The organism is Alistipes finegoldii DSM 17242 (assembly GCF_000265365.1).
Classification (GTDB): Bacteria; Bacteroidota; Bacteroidia; order Bacteroidales; family Rikenellaceae; genus Alistipes; species Alistipes finegoldii.
In genome coordinates, this window is the sequence record NC_018011.1 from 3,699,864 (window position 1) to 3,723,396 (window position 23,533).

General features: G+C 59.8%; 22 protein-coding genes and 1 pseudogene. 10 read left to right on the forward strand and 13 right to left on the reverse strand.

What is annotated here, in order from left to right; genetic code table 11:
* The 4 genes from ALFI_RS15965 to serC form a co-directional block, all read right to left on the reverse strand.
* A complete protein-coding gene (locus ALFI_RS15965) occupies nucleotides 1-228 on the reverse strand; it encodes a 4Fe-4S binding protein (RefSeq protein WP_009598251.1) in 228 nt (75 codons plus the stop codon).
* Between the two features lie 341 nt (nucleotides 229-569).
* Nucleotides 570-1,814, reverse strand: coding sequence for a DUF1015 domain-containing protein (locus ALFI_RS15970; RefSeq protein WP_014776576.1), 1,245 nt, complete (start codon nucleotides 1,812-1,814; stop codon nucleotides 570-572).
* Nucleotides 1,815-1,838: 24 nt separating this feature from the next.
* Nucleotides 1,839-2,762: a 3-phosphoglycerate dehydrogenase gene (locus tag ALFI_RS15975; RefSeq protein ID WP_014776577.1), complete on the reverse strand. Its 924-nt coding sequence runs from the start codon at nucleotides 2,760-2,762 to the stop codon at nucleotides 1,839-1,841.
* A 90-nt stretch (nucleotides 2,763-2,852) separates the two neighbouring features.
* Nucleotides 2,853-3,926 carry a 3-phosphoserine/phosphohydroxythreonine transaminase gene (serC, locus tag ALFI_RS15980; protein ID WP_014776578.1) on the reverse strand — a complete coding sequence of 358 codons (1,074 nt, stop codon included), beginning with the start codon at nucleotides 3,924-3,926 and terminating at the stop codon, nucleotides 2,853-2,855.
* Between the two features lie 202 nt (nucleotides 3,927-4,128).
* Between serC and ALFI_RS15985 the strand changes: the two genes are divergently transcribed.
* Genes ALFI_RS15985 through ALFI_RS16010 form a run of 6 tightly spaced genes read left to right on the forward strand, consistent with a single transcriptional unit; the run spans nucleotide 4,129 to nucleotide 9,000 of the window.
* Entirely contained in the window at nucleotides 4,129-4,989 is an 861-nt protein-coding gene (locus ALFI_RS15985) for a YicC/YloC family endoribonuclease (protein ID WP_014776579.1), read from the forward strand.
* The gene (gene gmk, locus ALFI_RS15990; RefSeq protein WP_009598274.1) at nucleotides 4,989-5,558 is read left to right on the forward strand and encodes a guanylate kinase; all 570 of its coding nucleotides are present in this window, start codon (nucleotides 4,989-4,991) and stop codon (nucleotides 5,556-5,558) included. The genes ALFI_RS15985 and gmk overlap by 1 nt, the downstream gene beginning before the upstream one ends.
* Nucleotides 5,555-6,364, forward strand: coding sequence for a nicotinate (nicotinamide) nucleotide adenylyltransferase (nadD, locus tag ALFI_RS15995; RefSeq protein ID WP_009598231.1), 810 nt, complete (start codon nucleotides 5,555-5,557; stop codon nucleotides 6,362-6,364). The genes gmk and nadD overlap by 4 nt, the downstream gene beginning before the upstream one ends.
* 2 nt (nucleotides 6,365-6,366) lie before the next feature.
* Entirely contained in the window at nucleotides 6,367-7,353 is a 987-nt protein-coding gene (locus ALFI_RS16000; protein ID WP_009598162.1) for a D-alanine--D-alanine ligase, read from the forward strand.
* Nucleotides 7,350-7,922, forward strand: coding sequence for a DUF3109 family protein (locus ALFI_RS16005; RefSeq protein WP_014776581.1), 573 nt, complete (start codon nucleotides 7,350-7,352; stop codon nucleotides 7,920-7,922). Before ALFI_RS16000 ends, ALFI_RS16005 begins: the two co-directional genes overlap by 4 nt.
* A gap of 31 nt (nucleotides 7,923-7,953) precedes the next feature.
* Nucleotides 7,954-9,000, forward strand: a complete 1,047-nt coding sequence (locus ALFI_RS16010; RefSeq protein WP_014776582.1) for a peptidoglycan DD-metalloendopeptidase family protein — start codon at nucleotides 7,954-7,956, stop codon at nucleotides 8,998-9,000.
* Between the two features lie 123 nt (nucleotides 9,001-9,123).
* Here ALFI_RS16010 and ALFI_RS16015 read toward each other — a convergent pair whose 3' ends face one another.
* The 3 genes and pseudogenes from ALFI_RS16015 to rbsK form a co-directional block, all read right to left on the reverse strand.
* The gene (locus tag ALFI_RS16015) at nucleotides 9,124-10,119 is read right to left on the reverse strand and encodes a nucleoside hydrolase (protein WP_014776583.1); all 996 of its coding nucleotides are present in this window, start codon (nucleotides 10,117-10,119) and stop codon (nucleotides 9,124-9,126) included.
* Nucleotides 10,120-10,132: 13 nt separating this feature from the next.
* Nucleotides 10,133-11,143, reverse strand: a pseudogene (locus ALFI_RS16020) (multidrug DMT transporter permease).
* Between the two features lie 10 nt (nucleotides 11,144-11,153).
* The gene (gene rbsK, locus ALFI_RS16025) at nucleotides 11,154-12,104 is read right to left on the reverse strand and encodes a ribokinase (protein WP_014776585.1); all 951 of its coding nucleotides are present in this window, start codon (nucleotides 12,102-12,104) and stop codon (nucleotides 11,154-11,156) included.
* Nucleotides 12,105-12,497: 393 nt separating this feature from the next.
* Between rbsK and ALFI_RS16035 the strand changes: the two genes are divergently transcribed.
* Complete coding sequence (locus ALFI_RS16035; RefSeq protein WP_014776587.1) at nucleotides 12,498-13,514, forward strand: LacI family DNA-binding transcriptional regulator; 1,017 nt, start codon at nucleotides 12,498-12,500, stop codon at nucleotides 13,512-13,514.
* A 160-nt stretch (nucleotides 13,515-13,674) separates the two neighbouring features.
* Here ALFI_RS16035 and proC read toward each other — a convergent pair whose 3' ends face one another.
* The 3 genes from proC to ALFI_RS16050 form a co-directional block, all read right to left on the reverse strand.
* Nucleotides 13,675-14,457, reverse strand: a complete 783-nt coding sequence (proC, locus tag ALFI_RS16040) for a pyrroline-5-carboxylate reductase (RefSeq protein ID WP_014776588.1) — start codon at nucleotides 14,455-14,457, stop codon at nucleotides 13,675-13,677.
* A gap of 111 nt (nucleotides 14,458-14,568) precedes the next feature.
* On the reverse strand, nucleotides 14,569-15,234 hold the full coding sequence (locus tag ALFI_RS16045) for a YggS family pyridoxal phosphate-dependent enzyme (RefSeq protein ID WP_009598301.1): 666 nt from the start codon (nucleotides 15,232-15,234) through the stop codon (nucleotides 14,569-14,571).
* Between the two features lie 100 nt (nucleotides 15,235-15,334).
* Nucleotides 15,335-16,594 carry a WD40-like domain containing protein gene (locus ALFI_RS16050; RefSeq protein ID WP_042493859.1) on the reverse strand — a complete coding sequence of 420 codons (1,260 nt, stop codon included), beginning with the start codon at nucleotides 16,592-16,594 and terminating at the stop codon, nucleotides 15,335-15,337.
* A gap of 181 nt (nucleotides 16,595-16,775) precedes the next feature.
* Between ALFI_RS16050 and ALFI_RS16055 the strand changes: the two genes are divergently transcribed.
* Nucleotides 16,776-18,470: a C69 family dipeptidase gene (locus ALFI_RS16055; protein ID WP_014776590.1), complete on the forward strand. Its 1,695-nt coding sequence runs from the start codon at nucleotides 16,776-16,778 to the stop codon at nucleotides 18,468-18,470.
* A gap of 87 nt (nucleotides 18,471-18,557) precedes the next feature.
* A complete protein-coding gene (gene lpdA, locus ALFI_RS16060; RefSeq protein WP_014776591.1) occupies nucleotides 18,558-19,934 on the forward strand; it encodes a dihydrolipoyl dehydrogenase in 1,377 nt (458 codons plus the stop codon).
* A gap of 164 nt (nucleotides 19,935-20,098) precedes the next feature.
* Here the strand turns inward: lpdA and ALFI_RS16065 are convergent, their stop codons facing one another.
* Genes ALFI_RS16065 through ALFI_RS16075 form a run of 3 tightly spaced genes read right to left on the reverse strand, consistent with a single transcriptional unit; the run spans nucleotide 20,099 to nucleotide 22,541 of the window.
* On the reverse strand, nucleotides 20,099-20,287 hold the full coding sequence (locus ALFI_RS16065; protein WP_014776592.1) for a PLDc N-terminal domain-containing protein: 189 nt from the start codon (nucleotides 20,285-20,287) through the stop codon (nucleotides 20,099-20,101).
* Nucleotides 20,288-20,306: 19 nt separating this feature from the next.
* Entirely contained in the window at nucleotides 20,307-21,071 is a 765-nt protein-coding gene (gene truA, locus ALFI_RS16070; protein ID WP_014776593.1) for a tRNA pseudouridine(38-40) synthase TruA, read from the reverse strand.
* A gap of 39 nt (nucleotides 21,072-21,110) precedes the next feature.
* Nucleotides 21,111-22,541: an aspartate ammonia-lyase gene (locus tag ALFI_RS16075; protein ID WP_042494236.1), complete on the reverse strand. Its 1,431-nt coding sequence runs from the start codon at nucleotides 22,539-22,541 to the stop codon at nucleotides 21,111-21,113.
* A gap of 229 nt (nucleotides 22,542-22,770) precedes the next feature.
* On the opposite strand from ALFI_RS16075, the gene dapB reads away from it, so the two are divergent.
* On the forward strand, nucleotides 22,771-23,526 hold the full coding sequence (gene dapB, locus ALFI_RS16080; protein WP_014776595.1) for a 4-hydroxy-tetrahydrodipicolinate reductase: 756 nt from the start codon (nucleotides 22,771-22,773) through the stop codon (nucleotides 23,524-23,526).
* The last annotated feature ends 7 nt before the right edge of the window (nucleotides 23,527-23,533 follow it).

The following is a 23,533-nucleotide window of genomic DNA, read 5'->3' on the forward strand; positions in this document are numbered from 1 at the left end:
TTACTCGATTTTTTGACGATAAACCGTGATGACGCTGTCCGGGCAAATCACCGCGCACGAAGCGCAGCCTATGCAGGCGTCGGGATTTGCCATCCGGGCCACGGGGTAGCCCTTGCTGTTCACCTCAGCCGACATGCCCAGCACATTGCACGGACACGAAGCGACGCACACTCCGCATCCTTTGCAGCGTTCCTTATCGACAACGACTGTTCCTTTTATTTTAGCCATAAGCCGTAGTTTTGTTAAGTTCCTTACAAATATATAAAAAAATCCCGAAGATTCTAAACGAATGCAACAAATCTTATCACGAAAAACGGATAAGTGAAAGCAGTGCGGCCGGAATCCAGCATCCCGAACGCTCTGCACACAAAACATTTCGGAGGTTTTATTCCGCCTTGGGATCGGGTCCGTATTTATTTTCGCCCCTATGGCCGCCGATGCAGAACCAGACGAGGAAAAAGAGGCTCCACACGGAAAAGACCAGCATTACTGCAAGATAGCGATTCCGGCGCATCCGCAAAAAAAAGACAGCCCGAAAAGGCTGTCTTTCAATCGAACGCGGACGGCGGCTACTCCTCGAAGGAGTGGATCACCACGCCGGAGCGGAGTTTCGGCTCGAACCACGTCGTCTTCGGAGGCATGATGTTGCCCGTGTCGGCGATGTTGATGAGCTGCTGCATCGAGACGGGATAGAGGGCGAAAGCCGCCTTCATCTCGCCGCTGTCCACGCGGCGTTTCAGCTCGCCCAGACCGCGAATGCCGCCCACGAAGTCGATCCGCTTCGAAGTGCGCAGGTCTTTGATGTCCAGAATCCGGTCCAGCACCAGATTCGACAGCACCGTGACGTCCAGCACCCCGATCGGGTCGTTGTCGTCGTAAGTGCCGGGCTTGGCCGTCAGGCTGTACCAACGGCCGTCGAGGTACATCGAGAAGTTATGCAGTCCCGAAGGGCGGTACTCTTCGGCGCCCTTGTCCTCGACGGTGAAGTTTTCGGCCAGCTTTTCGAGCAGCTGGGCGGAGGTCAGACCGTTCAGGTCCTTCACCACGCGGTTGTAGTCGATGATGCGTAGCTGGCCCGCGGGGAAGGTCACGGCAAGGAAGTAGCAGTACTCCTCACAACCCGTATGGTCGGGATTCCTGCGCTGGCACTCCTGTCCCACACGCGCCGCGGCGGCCGTGCGGTGATGGCCGTCGGCGACGTACAGCGCCGGAATATCCTTGAAAATCTCCGTAATACGGTTGTTGGTCTTCCTGTCGCGAATCACCCACAACTTATGTCCGAAGCCGTCGGCGGCCGTAAAATCGTACTCAGGAGCGTTGTTTTCCACCACGCCGGCCACGATGGCGTCGATCTCGGCGTTGTCGGGATAGGCGAAAAACACCGGTTCGATATTGGCTTTCTGGTTGCGGACGTGGATCATGCGGTCCTCCTCCTTGTCGGGGCGCGTCAGTTCGTGCTTCTTGATCGCGCCCGAAAGGTAATCCTCGTAGTTGCAGCACATCGTCAGACCATACTGCGTACGGCCGTCCATCGTCTGCGCATAGATATAATAGTACTCTTCGGGATCCTGTTCGAGCCAGCCCTTTTCGCGCCATGCGCGGAAGTTTTCGACGGCCTTGTCGTAAACCTCCTGCGAATGTTCGTCCGCAATGGGGTCGAAGTCGATTTCGGGCTTGATGATGTGCAGCAGCGAACGCTCGGTGGCTTCGGCCTTCGCCTCGGCGGAGTTCAGCACGTCGTAGGGACGCGACGCCACCTCGGAAGCGTACTGTTTCGGGGGGCGTATTCCCCGGAAAGGTTTGATTCTTACCATATGTTATGATTCATATGTTATACACTATTTGTTCACCTGAAACCGGGTATTGCCGTTCTTGAAGAAGTCCACGATCTGATTCGCGGCGGCAAGGCCGGCGTTGATGTTGGCTTCGGCGGTCTCGGCGCCCATCTTCTTCGCCGTGGCGAACACCCGCCTGCCGAATTTTTCGTTCAGCTCGGACTGGATGCCGGCGGCGATGTCGGTAATGTATTTCAGGTCTTCGCGTTCGGTCAGGGCCTTCATCACTCCCTGCTCGTCAATCACCTCCTTGCGGGCGGTATTGACCAGCGTCGCGCCCTTGGGCATCGACATCAGCAGGTCGTAGCCGATCGAGCCTTTGGTCTGCTCCGTCGCGGGGATATGCAGCGAGAGGTAGTCCGAGTTCTTATACAATTCTTCGACCGAATTCACTTTTTTCACGCCGTCGGCCTCGAAAACGGCCGAATCGGTGATAAAAGGATCGTAGGCGATCACGTTCATGCCCATCGCCTTGCCCTTGCGGCCCACCAGCCGGCCCACGTTGCCGTAAGCATGGATACCGAGGGTCTTGCCCTGAATCTCGGAACCCGTGCCGGGCGTGAAGCCGTTGCGGGCCATGAAAATCATCATGGCGAGCGCCAGTTCGGCCACGGCGTTGGAGTTCTGGCCCGGAGTGTTCATCACCACGATGCCGCGTGCGGTAGCCGCCGCGAGGTCCACGTTGTCGTAACCGGCACCGGCACGCACCACGATCTTGAGGTTCCGCGCCGCTTCGATGACTTCGGCCGTCACCTTGTCGCTGCGGATAATCAGCGCATCCACGTCGGCCACGGCCGAGAGCAGTTCCGATTTGTCGGTATATTTTTCGAGCAGGGCCAGTTCGTATCCGGCGCCTTCGACGATCTGACGGATGCCGTCTACGGCCTTCTTGGCAAAGGGCTTTTCCGTCGCAACCAATATTTTCATACCTGTATTTTCGATTAAATGAATAAAATCTATGTCCGACGCCGCACGTTTCCTCGGTGTAAAGGTAAAAAAATGCGCCATGGACGGATGTTATTTCGCGTGTTTGGCGGCGAACTCCTGCATGCACTCCACAAGCACCCTGACGCTCTCGACGGGCAGTGCGTTGTAGCACGAAGCGCGGAAACCGCCCACCAGCCGGTGGCCCTTGATGCCCACGATGCCGCGGCTCTTGGCGGCCTCCATGAATTCGGGAGCCAGCTCCTCGTAACCGTCGGCCATCACGAAACAGATGTTCATCAGCGAACGGTCCTCCTTGTCCACCGTGCCGCGGAAGAGCGGGTTGCGGTCGATCTCGTCGTAGAGCAGCGCGGCCTTGGCCTGATTGCGGCGGTAGATTTCGGGAACGCCGCCGATCGACTTGAGCCACTTGAGGGTCTCCTTGAGCACGTAGATCGGGAACACGGGCGGCGTATTGAACATCGAGCCGTTCTCGACATGGGTGCGGAACGAAACCATCGTCGGCAGGTCGCGCACGATCTTGTCGAGCATATCCTCGCGGATGATGGCGAACGCAACGCCCGCAGGGGCGAGGTTCTTCTGCGCGCCGCCGTAGATCATGGCGTACTTGGTCACATCGACCGGACGCGAAAGGATGTCCGACGACATGTCGGCGATCAGGGGAACGGGCGAAACGAGGTCCTCGTGGTACTCGGTGCCGTAGATCGTATTGTTGGAGGTGATATGCACGTAATCCAGATCGGAGGGGATGGCGAAACCCTTGGGAATATAGGTGAAATTGCGGTCTTCGGACGACGCCAGCAATTCCACTTCGCCGTAACGCTTGGCCTCCTTCATGGCTTTCTTCGCCCAGACGCCGGTATTCACGTAACCTGCTTTCTTACCGAGGAAGTTGGCGGGCACCTCGTAAAAGAAGGTGCTGGCGCCGCCGCCGATATAGAAAATCTTGTAGTTCTCAGGAATGTCGAGCATCTCGCGGAAAAGCGCGTCGGCTTCGGCCATCACGTCGTCGAAATCCTTGGTGCGGTGCGAAATCGAAAGCAGCGAAAGGCCCGACCCGTTGAAATCGATAATCGCTTTGGCCGCATTTTCAAGTACTTCGTCTGCAAGGATCGACGGTCCCGCGTTGAAATTGTGCTTTTTCATAATATTCTGATGTGAATTTAGGGTTTCGGAACTCCATTCTGTTAGTTTGCTAACACAAATATAAATAAAATATTCCTGAGAATACAACACTTGTGCAAAACTTGTTCAAAGAAATTTCACCCGGCGTCCCGAACACCCGGCATTTTTGAATTGTTTTTATTACTTTTGCCGAAACTTAACATCCGCCGCAATGGTAAAATCGATGACGGGCTTCGGCAAAGGCGAAGCCGCTCTGCAAAATAAAAAGATCACGGTAGAAATCCGCTCGCTCAACTCCAAACAGCTCGACCTCGGACTGCGGCTGCCGGCCGTATACCGCCAGTCGGAATACGAAATACGCAACATCATCGCCCGCACGATCCAGCGCGGCAAGGTCGATGTCTTCGTGACCGTCGAGTCGCAGGCCGTGGAGACGCCGGCGCGTATAAATAAAGAGGTGTTCCGCGAATACCTGCGCCAAATGACCGACACGCTGGCCTTCGCGGGCATCGACGCCGACTACGACGCCATCGTGCCCGTCATCATGCGTCTGCCCGAAGTGGTATCGACCGAAACGGAGAGCATATCCGACGAGGAGCATGCGGCGCTGATCGCCGCGACGGAAGCCGCCGCCGCCCGGCTCGACGCATTCCGCATGCAGGAAGGCGCCATCCTGATCGCCGACCTGCTCGGCCGCGTGGACAGGATCGAAAGCTACAAGGAAGAGGTCGTGCCTTTCGAAAAGGCCCGCACGGAGACCATCAAGGCCCGGATTCTGGACAACCTCGAAAAGCTGCAGGCCGACGTGGACCGCAACAGGCTGGAGCAGGAGATGATCTTCTACCTCGAAAAGCTCGACATCACCGAAGAGAAGGTCCGCCTTGCGAACCACTGCAGATACTTCCGCGAAGTGGCCGCGGGCGAAGAGGGCGCAGGCCGCAAACTGGGCTTCATCGCGCAGGAAATGGGCCGTGAGATCAACACCATGGGGTCGAAGGCCAACGAATCGAACATCCAGATTCTGGTAGTCAAGATGAAGGATGAGCTGGAAAAGATCAAGGAACAGGTACTGAACATATTATAATGGGCAAGGTCGTAATATTCTCCGCTCCGAGCGGTTCGGGAAAAACCACCATCGTACGCGAATTGCTGAAGCGTTTTCCGCAGTTCGAATTTTCGGTTTCGGCGACCAGCCGCGCACCCCGCGGATGCGAACGGCACGGCTGCGACTACCACTTCATGACGCACGAAGAGTTCATGCAGGCCGTGGCCGAAAACCGGTTCGTGGAGTGGGAAGAGGTTTACAAAGGCACCTGCTACGGCACGCTGCGCTCGGAAGTTGAGCGCATCTGGGCCAAAGGCAACATCATCGTTTTCGACGTGGACGTGATCGGCGGCATCAATCTCAAGCGTATCTTCGGCGGCGACGCATGCTCGATATTCGTCATGCCGCCTTCGGTCGAGGAGCTGCGCCGCAGGCTCGAAGGCCGCGGCACGGATGCCCCGGAGGTGATCGACCGCCGCGTGGCGAAGGCCGAATTCGAGCTGACGAAAGCCCCCGAATTCGATCACATCGTCGTGAACGACTCGCTCGACGAAGCCATCGCCGAGACCACCCGCATCATCGACGAATTCATAACCGGCCGGTCATGAAACGCGTAATGCTCTATTTCGGGTCGTTCAACCCCGTACACAAAGGCCATATCGCCTTGGCCGAATATGTCGTGGAGCAGGGATTGTGCGACGAAGCGGTGCTCGTCGTCTCGCCCCAAAGCCCCTACAAGCGGGCCGCCGAACTGGCGCCCGAAATGGACCGCTTCGAGATGGCGGAAAGGGCCTGCGCCGCATCGCGCCTGCCGGAGCGGATCAAACCTTCGGTGGTGGAGTTTCTGCTGCCCAAACCCTCGTACACAATCGACACGCTGCGCTATCTGACCGAGAACCACGGCGCGGAGATGGAGTTTTCGATCCTGATGGGCGCCGACCAGCTCGAACGGCTCGACGGCTGGAAGGAGTACGAAAAAATACTCGAATACCCGATATACGTCTATCCCCGCCGCGGCGAGCAGGTCGGGCGTTTCGCCGGACGCATCACCGTGCTGGAGGATGCTCCGCTGCAGGATTTCTCCTCGACGGAGGTGCGCGGACGGATCGAGCGGGGCGAGGACGTCTCGCAGATGCTCGACGCGGGAGTCGCGGAGTACATCCGCCGCAAAGGGCTTTGGAGCCCGGCGGCACGCAAGGCCGCACTGACGGCGCAGATCGCCGCGGAACCCGAAAATACGGAACTGTACACCGAGCGCGGCAAACTCCATTACCGGCTCAACGAGTGGGGCGCGGCGCTCAACGACTTCAACCGCGTGCTGCAGCTGGACGACAGCCACGCCGAAGCGCGGCAGTATGCGCAGATGGTGCAGGAAATACTGGAATTCAGATACAAAGACATATACAACCCCTGACAATGACACGTTTGAAGATTGCCCTCATGGCGGGCGGCGATTCGCCCGAACGGGAAATCGCGCTTCAGAGCGCCGCGCAGATCGAATCGGCGCTGGACCACGAAAAATACGACATTACGGTCATAGACCTCCACCACCGCGACTGGCACTACACGGCCCCCGACGGCCGCCAATGGCAGGTGGACAAGAACGACTTCTCGCTGACGGTGGAGGGCGAACGCAAGGTTTTCGACTATGCGCTGATCATCATCCACGGCACGCCCGGCGAGGACGGCAGGCTGCAGGGTTATCTGGACATGATGGGCGTTCCCTATTCGTCGTGTTCGATGACCTCTTCGGTCATCACGTTCGACAAAGTCACCACCAAGCGCACCGTGGCGGGCCGCGGCATCAACCTCGCCCGTGAAATTTTCCTCTGCAAGGGCGAGACCGCGGACCCGGACGAAGTAATCGCCGAATTCGGGCTTCCGCTTTTCATCAAGCCAAACGCCAGCGGCAGTTCGTTCGGCGTGACGAAGGTCCACACGCGCGACGAGGTGCTGCCCGCCGTCGAAGCGGCTTTCGCCCAGAGCGACGAAGTGCTGATCGAAGAGTGCATCGAAGGCCGCGAAATGGGCTGCGGCATGATGGTGGCGGGGGGCCGGGAATATCTGTTCCCGATCACGGAGATCGTCTCCAAGAAGGACTTCTTCGACTATCAGGCCAAATACACCGAAGGGTATTCGGACGAGATAACCCCGGCGCAGATCGCACCCGAAATCGCGGAGGAGCTGCACCGCATGACACGCATCGCCTACAAGGCGTGCCGCTGTTCGGGCGTGGTGCGCGTCGATTTCATCGTCACGCCCGAAGGCAAACCCTATATGATAGAGATCAACTCCATTCCCGGCATGAGTGCGGGAAGCATCGTGCCCAAGCAGGCGAAGGCCATGGGCATGACGCTGGGGGAGATGTTCGACCTCGTTATCGCCGACACCTGCCGCAAATGATCGAGATAGACGACAAAATCGTAAGCGCCGACCTGCTGCGCGAGTGCTTCGCATGCGACATCGCGGCCTGCAAGGGCATCTGCTGCGTCGAAGGCAACGCCGGAGCGCCGCTCGAAGCGGAAGAGGTCGATATTCTCGAACGCGAATACGAAGCCTACAAGCCCTACATGACGCCCGAAGGCATCGAAGCCGTCGAGCGGCAGGGCTTCATGGTCGTGGACGAGGACGGGGACCTGACCACGCCGCTGGTCGACGACGCCGAGTGCGCCTATACCTACCGGGAGAACGGCATCACGCTCTGCGCCGTGGAAAAGGCGTGGCTGGAGGGGAAGACGGCGTTCCGCAAGCCGATCTCATGCCATTTATATCCGATCCGGCTCATGCGGTTTTCGAACGGCACGGTAGGGTTGAACTACCACCGCTGGTCGGTGTGCGCCCCGGCGCGCGAGTGCGGACGGAAACTGGGAATCCCGGTCTACAAGGCACTCAGGGAGCCGATCGTGCGACGCTTCGGTGAGGAATTTTACAAGGCGCTGGAAGCCGCCGAGGAACTTATCAGACAACAATAGACTGCGTATGAAAAAATACTGCCTTACATGTATGGCCGCCGTAGCGGCGCTCACGGCCGCGGCCGCCGAACCGCAGGCCGCGGAGAAAACCGATTCGCTGCACGTCGCAGCCCTGTCGCCCGAAGAGGCCGCAGCGGTGGATTCCATCGCCGCGCTGCGCCTGCGGCTGGCGCCCAAGCAGATCGAGTCGATTTTCGATACCAACGACGTCGTAGTCCTCGACACGCTCGACTCAGGCAACGACGCGGTGCAGGTGGTGCTCTACAGCAACAACACATGGAAATACGTCCGCAACCGCGAAGTGGCCAAGGACAGCACCATCTTCGAGAAATACTGGGACACGAAGACGCTCTTCCCCTACAAGGAGGTAGACATGTCGTCGATGCCCCAGTCGGTGGTCATCGACCTGATCGACTCGCTGACCGGCTACCACTGCCCGTATCAGGGCTCGGTGCATCCGCGCGGCAAGTACGGTCCGCGCCGTCGCCGCCAGCATCAGGGCGTCGATCTGCCGCTCAAGACGGGCGATCCGGTTTACGCCACATTCTGCGGCCGGGTGCGAATCTCGGAATACAACAAGGGCGGGTACGGAAATCTGGTCATCATCCGCCACGACAACGGGCTGGAGACCTATTACGGCCATCTTTCGGAGCGCATGGTCGAGCCGAACCAGTGGGTCGAAGCGGGACAGATCATCGGTCTGGGCGGCTCGACGGGACGCTCGACGGGTCCGCATCTGCATTTCGAGACGCGCTATTACGGCCAGTCGTTCGACCCCGAACGGCTGATCGACTTCAAGAACGGCATCCTGAGCCGAGAAACGTTCCTGCTGAAGAAATCGTTCTTCAGCATCTATTCGAACGCGGGGCAGGACTTCGACGACGAGATCGCCAACGAGGAGCAGGACAAGAAGGAGGCCGCCGAAAAGGCCGCCATGAAGTATCACCGCATCAAGTCGGGCGATACGCTGGGTGCAATAGCCCGCAGATACGGCACGACGGTAAACAACATCTGCCGCATGAACAATATCAAATCGACCACGGTGCTGCGCATCGGCCGCTCGCTGCGGGTGAGGTAGGGCGGCGCACCGCATACGGGGCTCCCAAGCCCCGGACACGAAATAAGCCGGAGTCTCGGACTCCGGCTTATTTCGTCAAAAGACCGCGCCCCCAAGGAGCCGTCTCCCAGACCGCAGGGGTATCTATCTGTACTTCGCAGGCTTCGAAGAGAGCTCCCGCACGAAGAATCGCAGCACGGCATCCTGCTGTCCGGGCGTCAGGGTGAGCACCGTATGCTTTCCGCGCGGCGTCGGCGTGAAATAGGTGTATCCCTGATCGTCCACGCAGATGATTCCCGGTTCGGACACCCCGAACATTTCGGGACGCAGGACATACAGCACCGACATCATGTCCCATGTAGGACGGTCGTAAGGCATCTTGCGGTAGGCTTTGTAGCCCTCGACCATCGGGTGCTTTCCGGCCCACGCAAAATCGGTTTCGATACTGGCTCCGGGATAATTCACCGTCTTGCCCAGTTCGAGCGACACGACCGCCACGGGTACGGGACAGAGCGCGAAAAGCCGCTTGGCGTTGGGGATGTCGTTCACGATATTGTATTCGGCGCGGGGCTTGTCGCCGAAGCTTCCGCCCATCACCGAACAGAACTTCACCTTGCGCTTCACCAGTTCGATGCCGTCCAGCGGCGAATATTTGTCGCCCCAGCTCTCCAGCAGGCGGCCGAGATTGGTCGAGAAACCGACGGAGACGACCACGACCGAGCTGTCGGGACTCTCGGCCAGCAGGCGGCGGTAAAGGGTTACGGGATCGCCGTAGTCCCGGTCCCTGCGGCTGCGGGGGAAAAGTCCCGACTCGCAGACAGCGCGCGCGTAGTCGTCGCGTTTGAGCACCACGCCGTCACGGACCCTTCCGACCGGTATTTCGGGATAGCCGTACCACGTATTCATCATATCTATATAGCGGGGCGAGAATTCGGTATCCTTGCTGCTGAGGATGCCGAGCAGGATGATTTCACCCCGGTCCACCGCCTTGTAAAGCATATCGAGCGCCAGCGGATCATCCACGTCGTTGCCCATGTCGGTATCGAAAATCACCCGCAGGGGTGCGGCGGGCGTCTGCTGCGCCCGGACCGCCGGCATACAGAGGGCAGCAAGCGCCGCCAGAATCAAAAGTTTCTTCATCGTTTCAGGTTATTCAGTTGCCTCCGGAGAGAATGACACATGCCAGACCGAGAATAAAGAAGAGGAACATGACCGCCAGCAGCCAGCCCACCGAGCGGCCCGCGCCCCGGAACTCCTTTCAGACGAAAACGCCCCAGACGGCGGCGACCATCGGCGCACCCTGTCCCAGCGCATAGGAAATGGCGGCCCCGGCCTTACCTGCGGCGATATAGCTGAACGCCGTACCCAGACACCAGACCGCGCCGCCCAGCATCCCGACCAAATGGGTGCGGGCCGAGCCTTTGAAATAGGCGTCGTAACCGACCGGCGTACCGACGAAGGGCCGTTTCATGACGAGCGTGTTGAAGACGAAGTTGCTCAGCAGAACGCCCACCGAGAAGATGAAGATCGCCGAATAGGGCGTCAGCATGCCGGGGGTGGGGGATTCGAAGTTGTCGAGGTCCATCGCCGCGCCCACGAAGCGGTAGAAGAACGACATCAGGACGCCGGCCAGCACCGCCAGCAGAATGCCTTTGCGGTTTTGCGCCGAGGAACCCGGCTCCTTCCGGACCCGTCCTGAAGCGATTCCGTTGCAGACGATGGCGATGACAATCAGCACCACGCCGAGGAACAGAATGACGGGGTCGCCCTTCGGCGCTCCCATGTAATTGATGACCACGCCCAACACCAACGCCAGACCCACGCCCAGCGGAAAGGCAACGGCCAGTCCGGCCAGCGACACGGAGGCGGAAAGCAGGATGTTCGAGGCGTTGAAGATGACGCCGCCGAGCAGTACGCTGCCGAGGGCCTTGGGCGCAGCCTGCGCGAGATCTTCGAGGAAGGGACGCCCTTCGCTGCCGATGCTGCCCAGCGTAAAGCAGAGGATCAGCGAAAAAAGGAGCATGCCGACGACATAGTCCCAGTAGAAGAGTTCATAACGCCATGTCCTGCCTGCCAGTTTCTGGGTGTTGCCCCACGAGCCCCAGCACAGCATCGTGACAATGCAGAGTATCACGGCTGTCGCATAATTGTTTACTACAAACATATTCGAAGTTTTAAAGGGTTGTCATTCGGTCGGCGGATCGGCCGTTATTCGCAAAACGGGCGTCGTCCACTTCGCGGCGCGTCGGAATCGAGCTTTGCGCCCCGATGCGGGTCACCGAGAGGGCGGCGGCGTGGGTGGCGAAGCGCGCGGCGTCCAAGAGCGGCAAGCCTTCCGCCAGCGCCACGGTCAGCGCCCCGTTGAAAACGTCGCCCGCCGCGGTCGTATCGACCGCCGAAACACGGCATGCGGGCACCACGGCGCAGGTATCGGCATTTTTCACGAGCGCGCCGCGCGAACCGCAGGTGACGATCACGTTCTTCACCCCCTTGTTCAACAGCGTCTCCGCTGCGGCTGCCGCATCCGTCCCGTTCAGTACGGGACGTCCCGTAAGCAGGGCGCACTCCGACTCGTTGGGCGTAAGGAGGTAGACGTATTTCAGGTACTTTTCGTCGATCTGCGCCGCAGGCGCCGGATTGAGAATCACCCTCACGCCCAATTCGGCGGCGGTCTGTATCGCGTATTCCACGGTTTCGAGCGGTATTTCGAGCTGGATCAGCAGATAGCCGGCCTTCGCCAGTTCGGGCCGGACGTCGTCGATATCCTTTCTGGAAAGCCGCGCATTCGCACCGGGAGCCACGACGATGCAGTTTTCGGCCGAATTATCGACCGTGATGAGCGCCACACCCGTAGGGGCCTGAGAATCGCGGACGACATGCGAAGTATCCATCTTTTCCGCGGTGTAGCGGGCCATCAGCTCATCTCCGAAAAGGTCGGTCCCGATACGCGCCACGAAAAGGGCGTCGCCGCCCAGCCGCGCGACGGCGACGGCCTGATTGGCGCCTTTGCCGCCGGAAACGATCCGGAATTCGCCGCCGAGAACGGTCTCGCCGGGCGACGGAATCCGGTCGGCCCGGACGATCAGGTCGGTATTGGCGCTGCCGACAATCACAATTTTTTCCATAGGTTATAATTTCAGATTATCAATGTCAAGTGTTGCGCAATCGTTTGTGCAATCACATATGCAAGTATAAAGACAATAAAAGAAAATTGCAAGCTTTTTTATGGTATTTTTTCATATGCCTATCATTATTTTCTTGCCGCATCCGAAAAAATGGCTACTTTTGTTCGGAACAAAAACCGGGCAACAATACGCACCGGCCTATTCGGGCAGGCGGGACTGCCGGCCGGAGAGCCGGTTGAAGAGCAGGTCGGGAAGCAGGTCGGAGAGCAAGTTAAAGAGCAGACCGGGGACAGACCGGGGAGCAGACCGGAAGGACCGGAAGGACCGGAAACGGGGCCGGCAGCCATACGGGTTCCGGCAGCCATAAGATAAGATAATATAACAGAACGCCGCATGAAAGAGACGCTGGTCACCATATCCAAACGGACCGGATTCGCCATATCGACCGTTTCGCGGGTGCTGAACGGACAGGCGGAGAAATACCGCATCAGCCGGAAAACCGTCGAGCTGATCCTCGCCGAAGCCAGACGGTGCGACTACACGCCGAGCCTTCTGGCGAAAGGACTGCGCATGAAGCGCACCAATACGCTGGGCTTACTGATTCCGCAGGTGTCGAACCCCTATTTCGCCGACATCGCCAGCGCCATCATCCGGGAAGCCCGCAGCCACGGATATACGGTAATGGTGGTCGATACCATGGAGAACGAAGAAAACGAGCAGGAGGGCATCCGGACGATGCTTTCGCGCCGGGTGGACGGCATCGTGGCCGTTCCGTGCGGCCGGACGCCCGACCACCTCGAAAAGGTGGACCGCTCGGTTCCCGTCATGCTGGTGGACCGCAGTTTCGAGCGCACCTCGCTGCCGTACGTCTGCACCGACAACTACCGCGGAGGCGTGGAGGCGACCCGGATTCTGCTGCAGAGAGGACACCGCAGAATCGCCTGCATACAGGGCGTTCCCCATTCGATGCCGAACCGCCGGCGCGTGCAGGGTTATCTCGACGCGCTCCGACAAGCGGGACTGCAGGAGGAAGCCATCATAACCGGCGACGCATTCTCGCTGGAGAACGGCTACCGGCAGACCAAGCTCGCCGTGGCAGGTCCCGACCGCCCCACGGCGATATTCGCCCTGAGCAATACGATCCTGCTCGGCGCGGTCAAAGCCATACGCGAATCGGGTTTGCGGATCCCCGAAGATATTTCCGTGGTGTCGTTCGACGACAATCCCTATCTGGATTTTCTGGTTCCGGCCATAACCCGCATCGGCCAGCCCGTCGAAGAGATCGGAAAAACAGCCGTCAGGCTGCTGCTGGAGAGCATCCGGGAGGAGGTACGCTGCCGGACGCAACTGCAACTGCCGCCTGAAAGGATCGTCCGCGACTCGGTCGCAAACCCGCGTACCGCAAAGTAACGTCCGCTCCGGACATACCCCCGCCGCAGTCACAAGACAAGCGCCGGCATCCAAGTCCGGTCGAACGCGCACGACACGTCCTTCGCGGCGCTCCTGCACACTGACATGACAGACAAAAAAGCCCGGACGTCCGGTCCGGGCTTTTTTAGATAAAATCCGATTACTTTTTGTTCTGAATCGCGTCCACGGCGTCGATCACCGCGCCGCGGAAACCTTTGCGTTCGAGTTCGGCGACGCCGACGATCGTCGTGCCGCCGGGCGAACAAACCGCATCCTTCATCGCGCCGGGATGCTGTCCCGTCGCCAGCTGCAATTTGCCCGTGCCGACGACCATCTGGCTGACCATGCGGTAGGCGTCGGCGCGTGCGATGCCGTGTTTGACGGCGGCGTCGGCGAGCGCTTCGATGAACATCGCCACGAACGCGGGACCGCAGCCGCAGATCGTCCCGGCAAGTCCCAGCAGGGGAGTATCGACCTGCATCACCAGCCCGACGTGCGAAAACAGCCGCTCCGTCTCTTTCCACTCGGCATCGGAGAGCGAGTGGAGACGTTCGCAGACAACGATTCCCTCGCCGACGGCGACCGGCGTGTTGGGAACCGTACTGAGATGGTGCGTTCCGGGCGCAAGTATGGTTTCGTACTTTCCGAACGTCATGCCGGCAGCCACCGAAACGACGATTTTCCCGGCCAGCAGCTCCTTCACGGGCGACAAAACCGCTTCGACCTGATGGGGTTTCACGGCTACGATCACCATGTCGGCGAACTCCGCGACACGGGCGGCATCGTCGAAAGCCAGAAAGCCTTTCGGCTCCGTATTGCGCCGCAGTTTGGCCCGGTCGCGGGCGCAGGCGCCGATCTGGCAGGGCTTCAACGCCCCCGTCGCGGCAAACCCTTCGGCAAGAGCCTGCGCCATATTTCCGAATCCGATAAATCCTACCTTCATAATACGATTCATTTTTCAAATTTAGGCTTCATTCCGGCTGTCCGCCGTTTATAATCCCGCTCCTGCGCACCTCCGGGGATTTACCGCGGCCGGAACGGACGGCTTCTCCGTTTACTTCGCGTAGTCCCTCTCCCCGAAAATCAGCGACCCGACGCGCACCATGTTCGACCCGCATTCGACGGCGAAGGGGTAGTCGTGCGACATGCCCATCGACAACACGTTGAACCGCGCCCCGAAATAGGGCTGCAAAAGGTCGAAACAGCGTTTCAGCTCCGTGAAATCCCGGCGGATAACCTCCCCGTCGTCGGTATTGGTCGCAATGCCCATCACGCCGCGGACGCAGACATCGGGCATCCGGGCGAAGGGCGCCGTGCCGACATACCGCATAAGCTCCCCGATCTCCCAGCCCGACTTGGTCTCTTCGTCGGCGACATGTATCTCCAGCAAAATCTCGATCGTGCGGCCGCATTTGGCGGCCTCGCGCTGGATGGCTTCGGCCAGACGCGCGCTGTCCACCGAATGGATCAGCGAGACGAACGGCGCAATATATTTGATCTTGTTGGTCTGCAGGTGGCCGATCATGTGCCACTCGATATCTTGGGGCAGCGCCTCGTATTTTTCGCGCAGCTCCTGCGGACGGCTCTCGCCGAAGACGCGGTGTCCCGCGTCGTAGGCTTCGCGTATCGCCTCCACGGGGTGGGTCTTCGACACGGCGACCAGCGTGACGTCTTCGGGCAGCGTGCTGCGCACGAACGATAATTGACATGCTATAGACATAGTAAGCTTGATTTCGATGCGTAAAAATACGCAAAATTCGTACAAGACGGAACAAGCCCGGAAAAATTCCGGGCCTGCATGCCGTTATTTTCCCGCAGGATCAGCGCACCAGCACGATTTCCGTACAGTAAACGGTCCCGGAAAAGATGTCGAGCGACTTCGCCGCACGGTCGTAGACCTGCACCCGGCTTCCGCCGTCGCCCAAGTCGCAGAGCATGTAAATACGATCCTGAATATCGCTGTCGGGGAAGGTCACGGCCGTTACCGAGCGTACGGCGGCCGGCACTGCCGCCAGCACCTCTCCGAAGGTCATCGCCACGGGATCGTACAGCCGGAGTTCCGTCGCGCCGTCCTTCACCACGGCATAGCCGCAGCAGACGGAGTGTTTCGGTCCGGCGGCATCGGACGCGGATTCCACGATCCAGAAGGGGATCATCCCGTCGGCATAGACCGGATCGCCGAGCCGCGCTTCGGCGCCTGCCGAACGCATGCCGAACACCATCGGCGTATAGCATCCCTCGGCGTTGTTCACGGAGAGCATCACATAGCCGTCGCTGTTCATCACGAAGGGACTGCCGGTCAGCATTCCGGCGCCGATACCCTCCGGCATCCGCCACGAAGGCGGCACGACGACGCTGGTGCGGGTTTCGGTCATGCCCAGAATGATGCAGTAATTGTCTTCGCACAACAGGTAGGCGGCTTCCGAATTGGGCAGCACGCCGGTCGTCACGACACGGTCGCCGCCGGAATTTCTGAAATAGCGCATCGTCAGGTCGTAGAAGGCGGCCGACCGTTTTCCGCCGTCGAGCGAGAGTCCGAAGATGCAGTTCGAACCGGGGCGGTTCACCGGATGGATGAAGTGGCTGCCGGGGAACCGTTCGGTGCGGACGATTTCGCCCGTTTGCATGTCGAATTCGCTGATTGCGACCTCGCCCGTATCGTCATTGCAAACCCCGTAGAGCGTATACGACGCAGGTGGCGTGCCGTCGGAAACGGAGATCCTGCCGAGCGGCATGGCTTTGCCGCGGCGGAAAAGCTTCACCTCGGCCGTACCCGCAGGATAGCCGCCGGGAGCGAGGAACGTGATGCTCGACTCGGTGCGGGAGGTCACTACGCCCCAGACGCCGTCGGCGTAGCCTTCGCTGATCGCCGCGTTGGTCAGGGGCCACGCGATGCGCAGCATGATGTCGTCGCCGGCTTCGAATCCTTTGGCCGAAACGGTCACCTCGTCGCCGGGGGCGAACGTCCGCGCCTCGGAGGGCATCACCACGTCGGTTACGAAAGGGATTCCTTCGCCGTCGTCCGAACTGCATGCGCAGAGGAAAGTTCCGAGCAGCAGCAAAAGCAGGTATTTCTTCATCGTCGTCAGTCTGTTGTCATCCTCCGGCACCGGGGGAGGGCCGGAATACGACCGGTTCGCATTCGACGCAAAGATAAGGTTTAACGCCCTTATATCCAAATAAAATCGCGCTTTTCACCCGCGCGGCGTTTTGCCGTTTAGGATTTGTTTCGTACATTTGGAATCAAAACCTTAGAAATCTATGAAAAAACTCCGCTATTGCCTTGCTGCAACGGCCGTATTCGCCTACGGCGCGGCAGCGGCCTGCACCAATTTCATCGTCACCAAGGGAGCCTCGACCGACGGTTCGGCCATGGTCTCCTATGCCGCCGACTCGCACGCGCTGTACGGCGCGCTGTACCACACACCCGGCGGAAGCCACAAGGCCGGCACCATGATGCCCGTCTACGAATGGGACACGGGACGCTATCTGACCGACATTCCCCAGCTGCGCGAGACCTACTCGACGGTGGGCAACATGAACGAACATTCGCTCATCATCGGCGAGACGACATACGGCGGCCGGCCGGAACTGGCCGACTCGACCGGACTGATCGACTACGGTTCGCTGATTTACATCACGCTCCAGCGTGCGAAGACGGCCCGCGAGGCCATCGCCACGATCGCCGAGCTGGCCAACACCTACGGCTATGCGTCGAGCGGCGAATCGTTCTCGATCGTCGACCGCGACGAAGTGTGGATCATGGAGCTGATCGGCAAGGGATACAAGGCCGACGGCAAGGGCGGCAACGCCAACAAGGGCATCGTATGGGTCGCACGCCGCATTCCCGACGGATATGTTTCGGCGCACGCCAATCAGGCGCGCATCACGACCTTCCCGAAGAACGACCCCGAAAACTGCCTTTACGCGCCCGACGTCGTTTCGTTCGCCCGCGAAATGGGGTATTACGACGGCCCCGACGCGGATTTCAGTTTCTGCGACGCATATGCGCCGCTCGACTTCGGCGCCCTGCGCGCCTGCGAAGCCCGCGTCTGGGCCTTCTTCCGCACGGTGGCCGACGATATGGACCGATACGCGGATTATGCGATGGGCCACAACGCCGCGAACCGCATGCCCCTGTGGGTCATGCCCCGCGAAAAAGTGTCGCCCAAAACGGTCTTCGACTGCATGCGCGACCATTACGAGGGAACCCCGATGGACATGACCGCCGACATCGGCGCGGGCGGCAGTGCATGCCCTTACCGCTGGCGTCCGATGGAGTTCGAGGTGGACGGCGTGAGCTATGTCAACGAACGCGCGACGGCTACGCAGCAGACCGGATTCTGGTTCGTGGCGCAGGCCCGGCCGTGGAATCCCGCCGACATGGGCATCCTCTGGTTCGGCGTGGACGACGCGGCGACTTCGTGCCTGACGCCGATCTACTGCTCGGCGCAGGAGGTTCCCGCATGCCTGAGCGAGCAGAACGGCTCGATGCTCGAATATTCGCCCACGGCGGCGTTCTGGCTCTTCAACCGGGTCACCAACTTCGCCTACATGCGTTACGACATGATTTCGGCCGACATCCGCAAAGTCGTGGACAAGTGGGAGAACGGCATGCTGAAAACCGTACGCGAGGTGGACGCCGAAGCGCTGTCGCTCTCGCCCAAAGCGCGCGGCAAGTTCCTCACGGCGTTCAGCACGGCGACGGCGCAGCAGTTGTTCGACCGTTGGTCTAAGCTGGACAAATACCTGCTGGTGAAATATATGGACGGCAACGTCAAGAGCGAGAAAGCCGACGTGCTGACCTTCCTCGACGGCGACGGCGGACCGGCGCACTTCGTGGACAACGGCAACGGCAGGAACATTCCCGACAAGATCCAGTTCCCCGGTTACAACGAGAAATGGAAGCGCGCCGTGGCGAAGGACAACGGAGAAATCCTCCGGGTCGTAAAATAACGCGGCAAAGCCCCTTCCGGCAAATCCCGTCCCGACGGGCCGGACCGAGAGGGGAACGGTAACGGACAACAAACATTCAACCGAATTATGAAATACGATATTATCGTCGTGGGAAGCGGACCGGGCGGCTACGTCGCCGCCATACGCGCTTCGCAGCTGGGCCGCAAAGTGGCGCTCGTGGAGCGGGCCGAAGCCGGGGGCGTGTGCCTCAACTGGGGCTGCATCCCGACCAAGGCGCTGCTGAAAAGCGCGCAGGTTTACACCTACTGCAAATCGGCCGCACATTACGGGCTCGACCTCACGGGCGAAGTGAAGCCCGATCTGGAAAAAATCGTGGCCCGCTCGCGCGGCGTGGCCGAGACCATGAGCAAAGGCGTGGCCTTCCTGCTGGGCAAGAACAACATCGACCTCATACCGGGATTCGGACGGCTCACGGCCCCCGGAAAGCTCGACGTGGACGGCACGGAGTACGAAGCCGACCACATCGTTCTGGCCACGGGGGCGCGCCCGCGCGAAATGGCGTTCATGCCCATCGACGGCGAGCGCGTCATCTCGTCGCGTCAGGCCCTGACGCTTGCGAAACTGCCCGAAACGATGATCGTCGTGGGTTCGGGCGCCATCGGCAGCGAGTTCGCTTGGTTCTATGCGGCGCTGGGGGTCAAAGTCACCGTCGTGGAGTACATGCCCCGCATGATGCCGCTGGAGGACGAAGAGGTGTCGAAGACCATGGAGCGCGCATTCCGCAAACTGCGCGCTGCGGTGCTGACATCGACGACCGTAAAGTCGGTCCGCGTCAATACGGAAGGCCGCTGCGAGGTGGAGATCGAGGGCAAGAAAGGCGCTGAAACCCTGACGGCCGACATCGTGCTTTCGGCCGTGGGCATCAAATCCAACATCGAAAATATCGGTCTCGAAGAGCTGGGCGTCGCCGTCGAGCGGGACAAGGTAGTCGTAGACCAGTTCTACCGCACCAACGTTCCGGGCGTTTACGCCATCGGCGACATCGTGGGCGGCCCCGCGCTGGCGCACGTCGCCTCGGCGGAGGGAATCTGCTGCGTGGAGGCCATATGCGGCCTCAATCCGGCTCCGGTGGACTATTCGACCATTCCGTCGTGCGTCTTCACCTCGCCCGAAGTGGCGTCGGTCGGCATGACCGAGCAGCAGGCGCAGGAACGGGGCATCGCCTACAAGACGGGGCGTTTCCCCTTCACGGCGTCGGGCAAAGCCACGGCCGCAGGCGACCGCGACGGCTTCGTGAAACTCCTCTTCGGCGAGGACGACACGCTGCTGGGCGCCCACATGGTCGGCATGAACGTAACGGAGATGATCGCCGAGCCGACGCTGGCACGGATGCTGGGCGCGACGGGGCACCGGATAGCCCGCACGATCCATGCCCACCCGACGATGAACGAGGGCGTCATGGAAGCTGCCGAAGCGGCTCTGGGCGCCGCGATCCATTTGTAAGGCCGAAACAGATCAAGCCGATAAACAAAAGAACCGCCCCTCTCCTGCCGGAAGGGGCGGTTTTCGTATCCGCGGCGGCCGGCCTCGCCTTAAAGCGCAACCACGAGACGCATCCCCCGCCCCGGAACAAAAAAAAGAGTCTCGTTTCCGAGACTCTCCGCAGCTTATCTGAACCACTCTTCCAGATGGTTGCGGCCGTAAAAATAATAGACCGCAAGTCCCAGCCAGCTGGTCAGCAGTACCACGATCGCGGCAATGACTTTGCCGGCGGTCGAAATGTTTTTCTTGAAGATGTCCATGACGCACCAGATTGCGCAGGCGACACCGATCAGCCAAATGATAGTTCCGATCATAATTTTAAAGTATTAGAGTTTAGTAAAACGTTTTTCGTTCGAATACGCCGGGCGGGTAGACCACGTCGCTCAGAAACAATCCCTGCGCCGGAGCGCCGCCGCTCGACCGCGAAAGGTCGCGGCTCCCGACGATCTCGCGGAAGCCGTCGGGCGTATAGCGCCCGCGTCCCACATCGACCAGCGTCCCGACCAGCGACCGGACCATGTTGCGCAGAAAACGGTCGGCGCGGATCGTGAAGCAAAGCACGCCACGCTCGTCGGCCGTCCATGCGGCGTGCATGATGCGGCAGATATTGGTCTTGTTGTTCGAATTGAGCTTGGCGAACGAGGTGAAGTCGTCGTATTCCAACAGCGAAGCCGCCGCCTCGTTCATCCGTTCCATGTCCAGCGGCACGTAATACTGCCACGTCGCATCCCGCGTAAAGGGATTCTTGCGCGGTTCGATATAGTAACGGTATTCGCGTTCGCGGGCCGCGAAACGCGCGTGCGCATCCGCTCCGACGGGCGTCATGCTCCCGACGGCGATATCGCCCGGAAGCAGGAAATTCAGTTTGTAGACGACCTGCGCCGGATCGGGCACCGGTTCCTCACAGTCGAAATGCGCCACGTAATAGGAAGCGTTGACGCCCGTATCGGTGCGGCCCGCCCCCGTCACCTCGATTTTTTCGCGCAGCAGGGTAGTGAGCGCCCGCTCCAGCGTCTGCTGCACCGACGGCATGTCGGGCTGGCGCTGCCAGCCGCAGTAGGCGGCTCCGTTGTACCGAAGTTCGAGAAAATAACGCATGGCGATCAATGAGGTTTCCGCAAAATTACAAAAAATTTTCTAACGCCGCGGCCTGATATTCAGTTTTACGGGACGGATCATGTTTTCGGGTTTCAGCACCTCGTCCAGCTCCTCGCGGCTCAGGATGCCGTGTTCGAGTACCAGCTCGTAAACGCCGCGCCCGGTTTCCAGCGCCTCCTTGGCGATTTTCGTCGAATTCTTGTACCCGATGATCGGATTGAGCGCCGTCACCACGCCGATACTGTTATGCACGTACTGCAGACACCTCTCCTCGTTGGCCGTGATGCCCTCGACACAGCGGATGCGCAGCGTGTCGAAGCCGTTGACAAGCAGTTCGGCGGACTCGAAACAGCACTGGGCCATCACCGGCTCCATGGCGTTGAGCTCCATCTGCGCCGCTTCGTCGGCCATCGTCACGCAGAGTTCGTTGCCGATGACCTTGAAGGCGATCTGGTTCATCACTTCGGGAATCACCGGATTGACCTTGCCGGGCATGATCGACGAGCCGGGCTGGCGGGCCGGCAGGTTGAATTCGCCCAGCCCGCAGCGGGGACCCGAAGAGAGCAGGCGCAGGTCGTTGCAGATTTTGTTCATCTTCGAGGCGATGCGCTTCATGGCCGAAGAGTAGCCGACCATGCAGACCGTGTCCGAAGTGGCCCCCACGAGATCCTCGGCCTGTTTCACGTCCCACCCCGTAATCTCCCGGATGGCGGCCGTACAGCGCTCGGCATAGCCCGGTTCGGCGCAGATGCCGGTACCGATGGCCGTGGCGCCCATGTTGATAGACAGAAACTCCGAAGCCGCATGGTCGAGGTTCTCGACTTCGCCCTGCAGGACGCTCGCAAAGCCGTGGAAAGTCTGGCCGAGGGTCATCGGTACGGCGTCCTGCAACTGCGTGCGGCCCATCTTGAGCACGTGGGCGAACTCTTCGCCCTTGCGGGCAAAGGAGGCGATCAGCTCCATGAGGTGTTTGCGCAGTTCGAGGTGCGTGGCATAAAGTCCGAGGTGGATCGCCGAAGGGTAGGCGTCGTTGGTAGACTGCGAGCAGTTGACATGGTCGTTGGGCGAGCAGTACTGGTATTCGCCGCGCGCGTGCCCCATGATCTCCAGCGCACGGTTGGCGATCACCTCGTTGGCGTTCATGTTGGTGGTGGTGCCCGCACCGCCCTGAATCATGTCCACGGGGAAGAATTCGTGGAATTTGCCCTCCATGATTTCACGGCAGGCCTGCGAAATGGCGTTGAAAAGCTCGTCCGAAAGCAGCCCCATGTCGTGATTGGCGACGGCGGCGCCCAGTTTCACGATCGCCAGCCCCCGGATAAAGAGGGGATACTCGCACAACCGGAACTTGCTGATCGGGAAATTCTCCAGCCCGCGCATGGTCTGCACGCCGTACAATACGTTTTCCGGCACCTCAACACACCCAAGCAGGTCGCACTCGGTGCGTGTCTTTTTCTGTTCTTTTTCCATACTCATTACAAACTATAAAGATTAAAGCCTTCTTTCATTTCGAATTAAAATCGAACAACCATTTAAAGTTAATAAATATTTCCCGAACAGAAAAATATTTTCCCGTTCTTCGTCCGTTCAGCGTCCATTGGAAAGATAAACGCGCCCGCGGCGGCAGTTGAAAAATTTGGCAGTGCGGCCGGGTTGTATTATCTTTGTACGAATTTGCACGACAATAAAGACGGAAAGCATGAAAGCAGCTATCATAGGTTACGGCAAAATGGGCCGCGAGATCGAAAAAATACTCATCGAACGCGGTCACGACGTGACGCTCGTGATCGACACCGACAACGCCGCGGACCTCAACGCCGCGAATCTCGCCGGAGTGGACGTGGCGCTGGAATTCACCATGCCCTCGACGGCCTACGCCAATATCCGCACCTGCATCGAAAACGCGACTCCCGTGGTGAGCGGCACCACGGGCTGGACCGACCGCTTGGGCGAGTTGCAGCAATTGTGCCGCGAGAAGGGCGGGGCGCTGTTCTATACTTCGAATTATTGTCTGGGCGTAAACCTGATGTTCCGCCTCAACCGTCAGCTGGCGGCGATGATCGACCGCGTCGGCGGCTATGACGCGAAGATCGAAGAGGTACATCACACCCAGAAGAAGGACGCTCCGAGCGGCACGGCCATCACGCTGGCCGAAGGCGTCATCTCGGAGCTGCACGACAAGACCGCGTGGGTGAACTACGCGCCGGGGATCGAACACGCGACGAACCGGATCGAAACTCCGGCGGACGCCGCCGCGGACCAGCTCGAAATCCGCTCCGTGCGCGAAGGCATGGTTCCGGGCATACACACCGTGACCTACGAATCGGCAGACGATATTCTGGAACTGAAACATACGATTAAGAACCGCCGTACGTTAGCAATGGGGGCTGTCATAGCCGCCGAGTTCTTATGCGGCAGGCAGGGCGTCTACTCGATGGACGACCTGCTGAAATAAATTTACG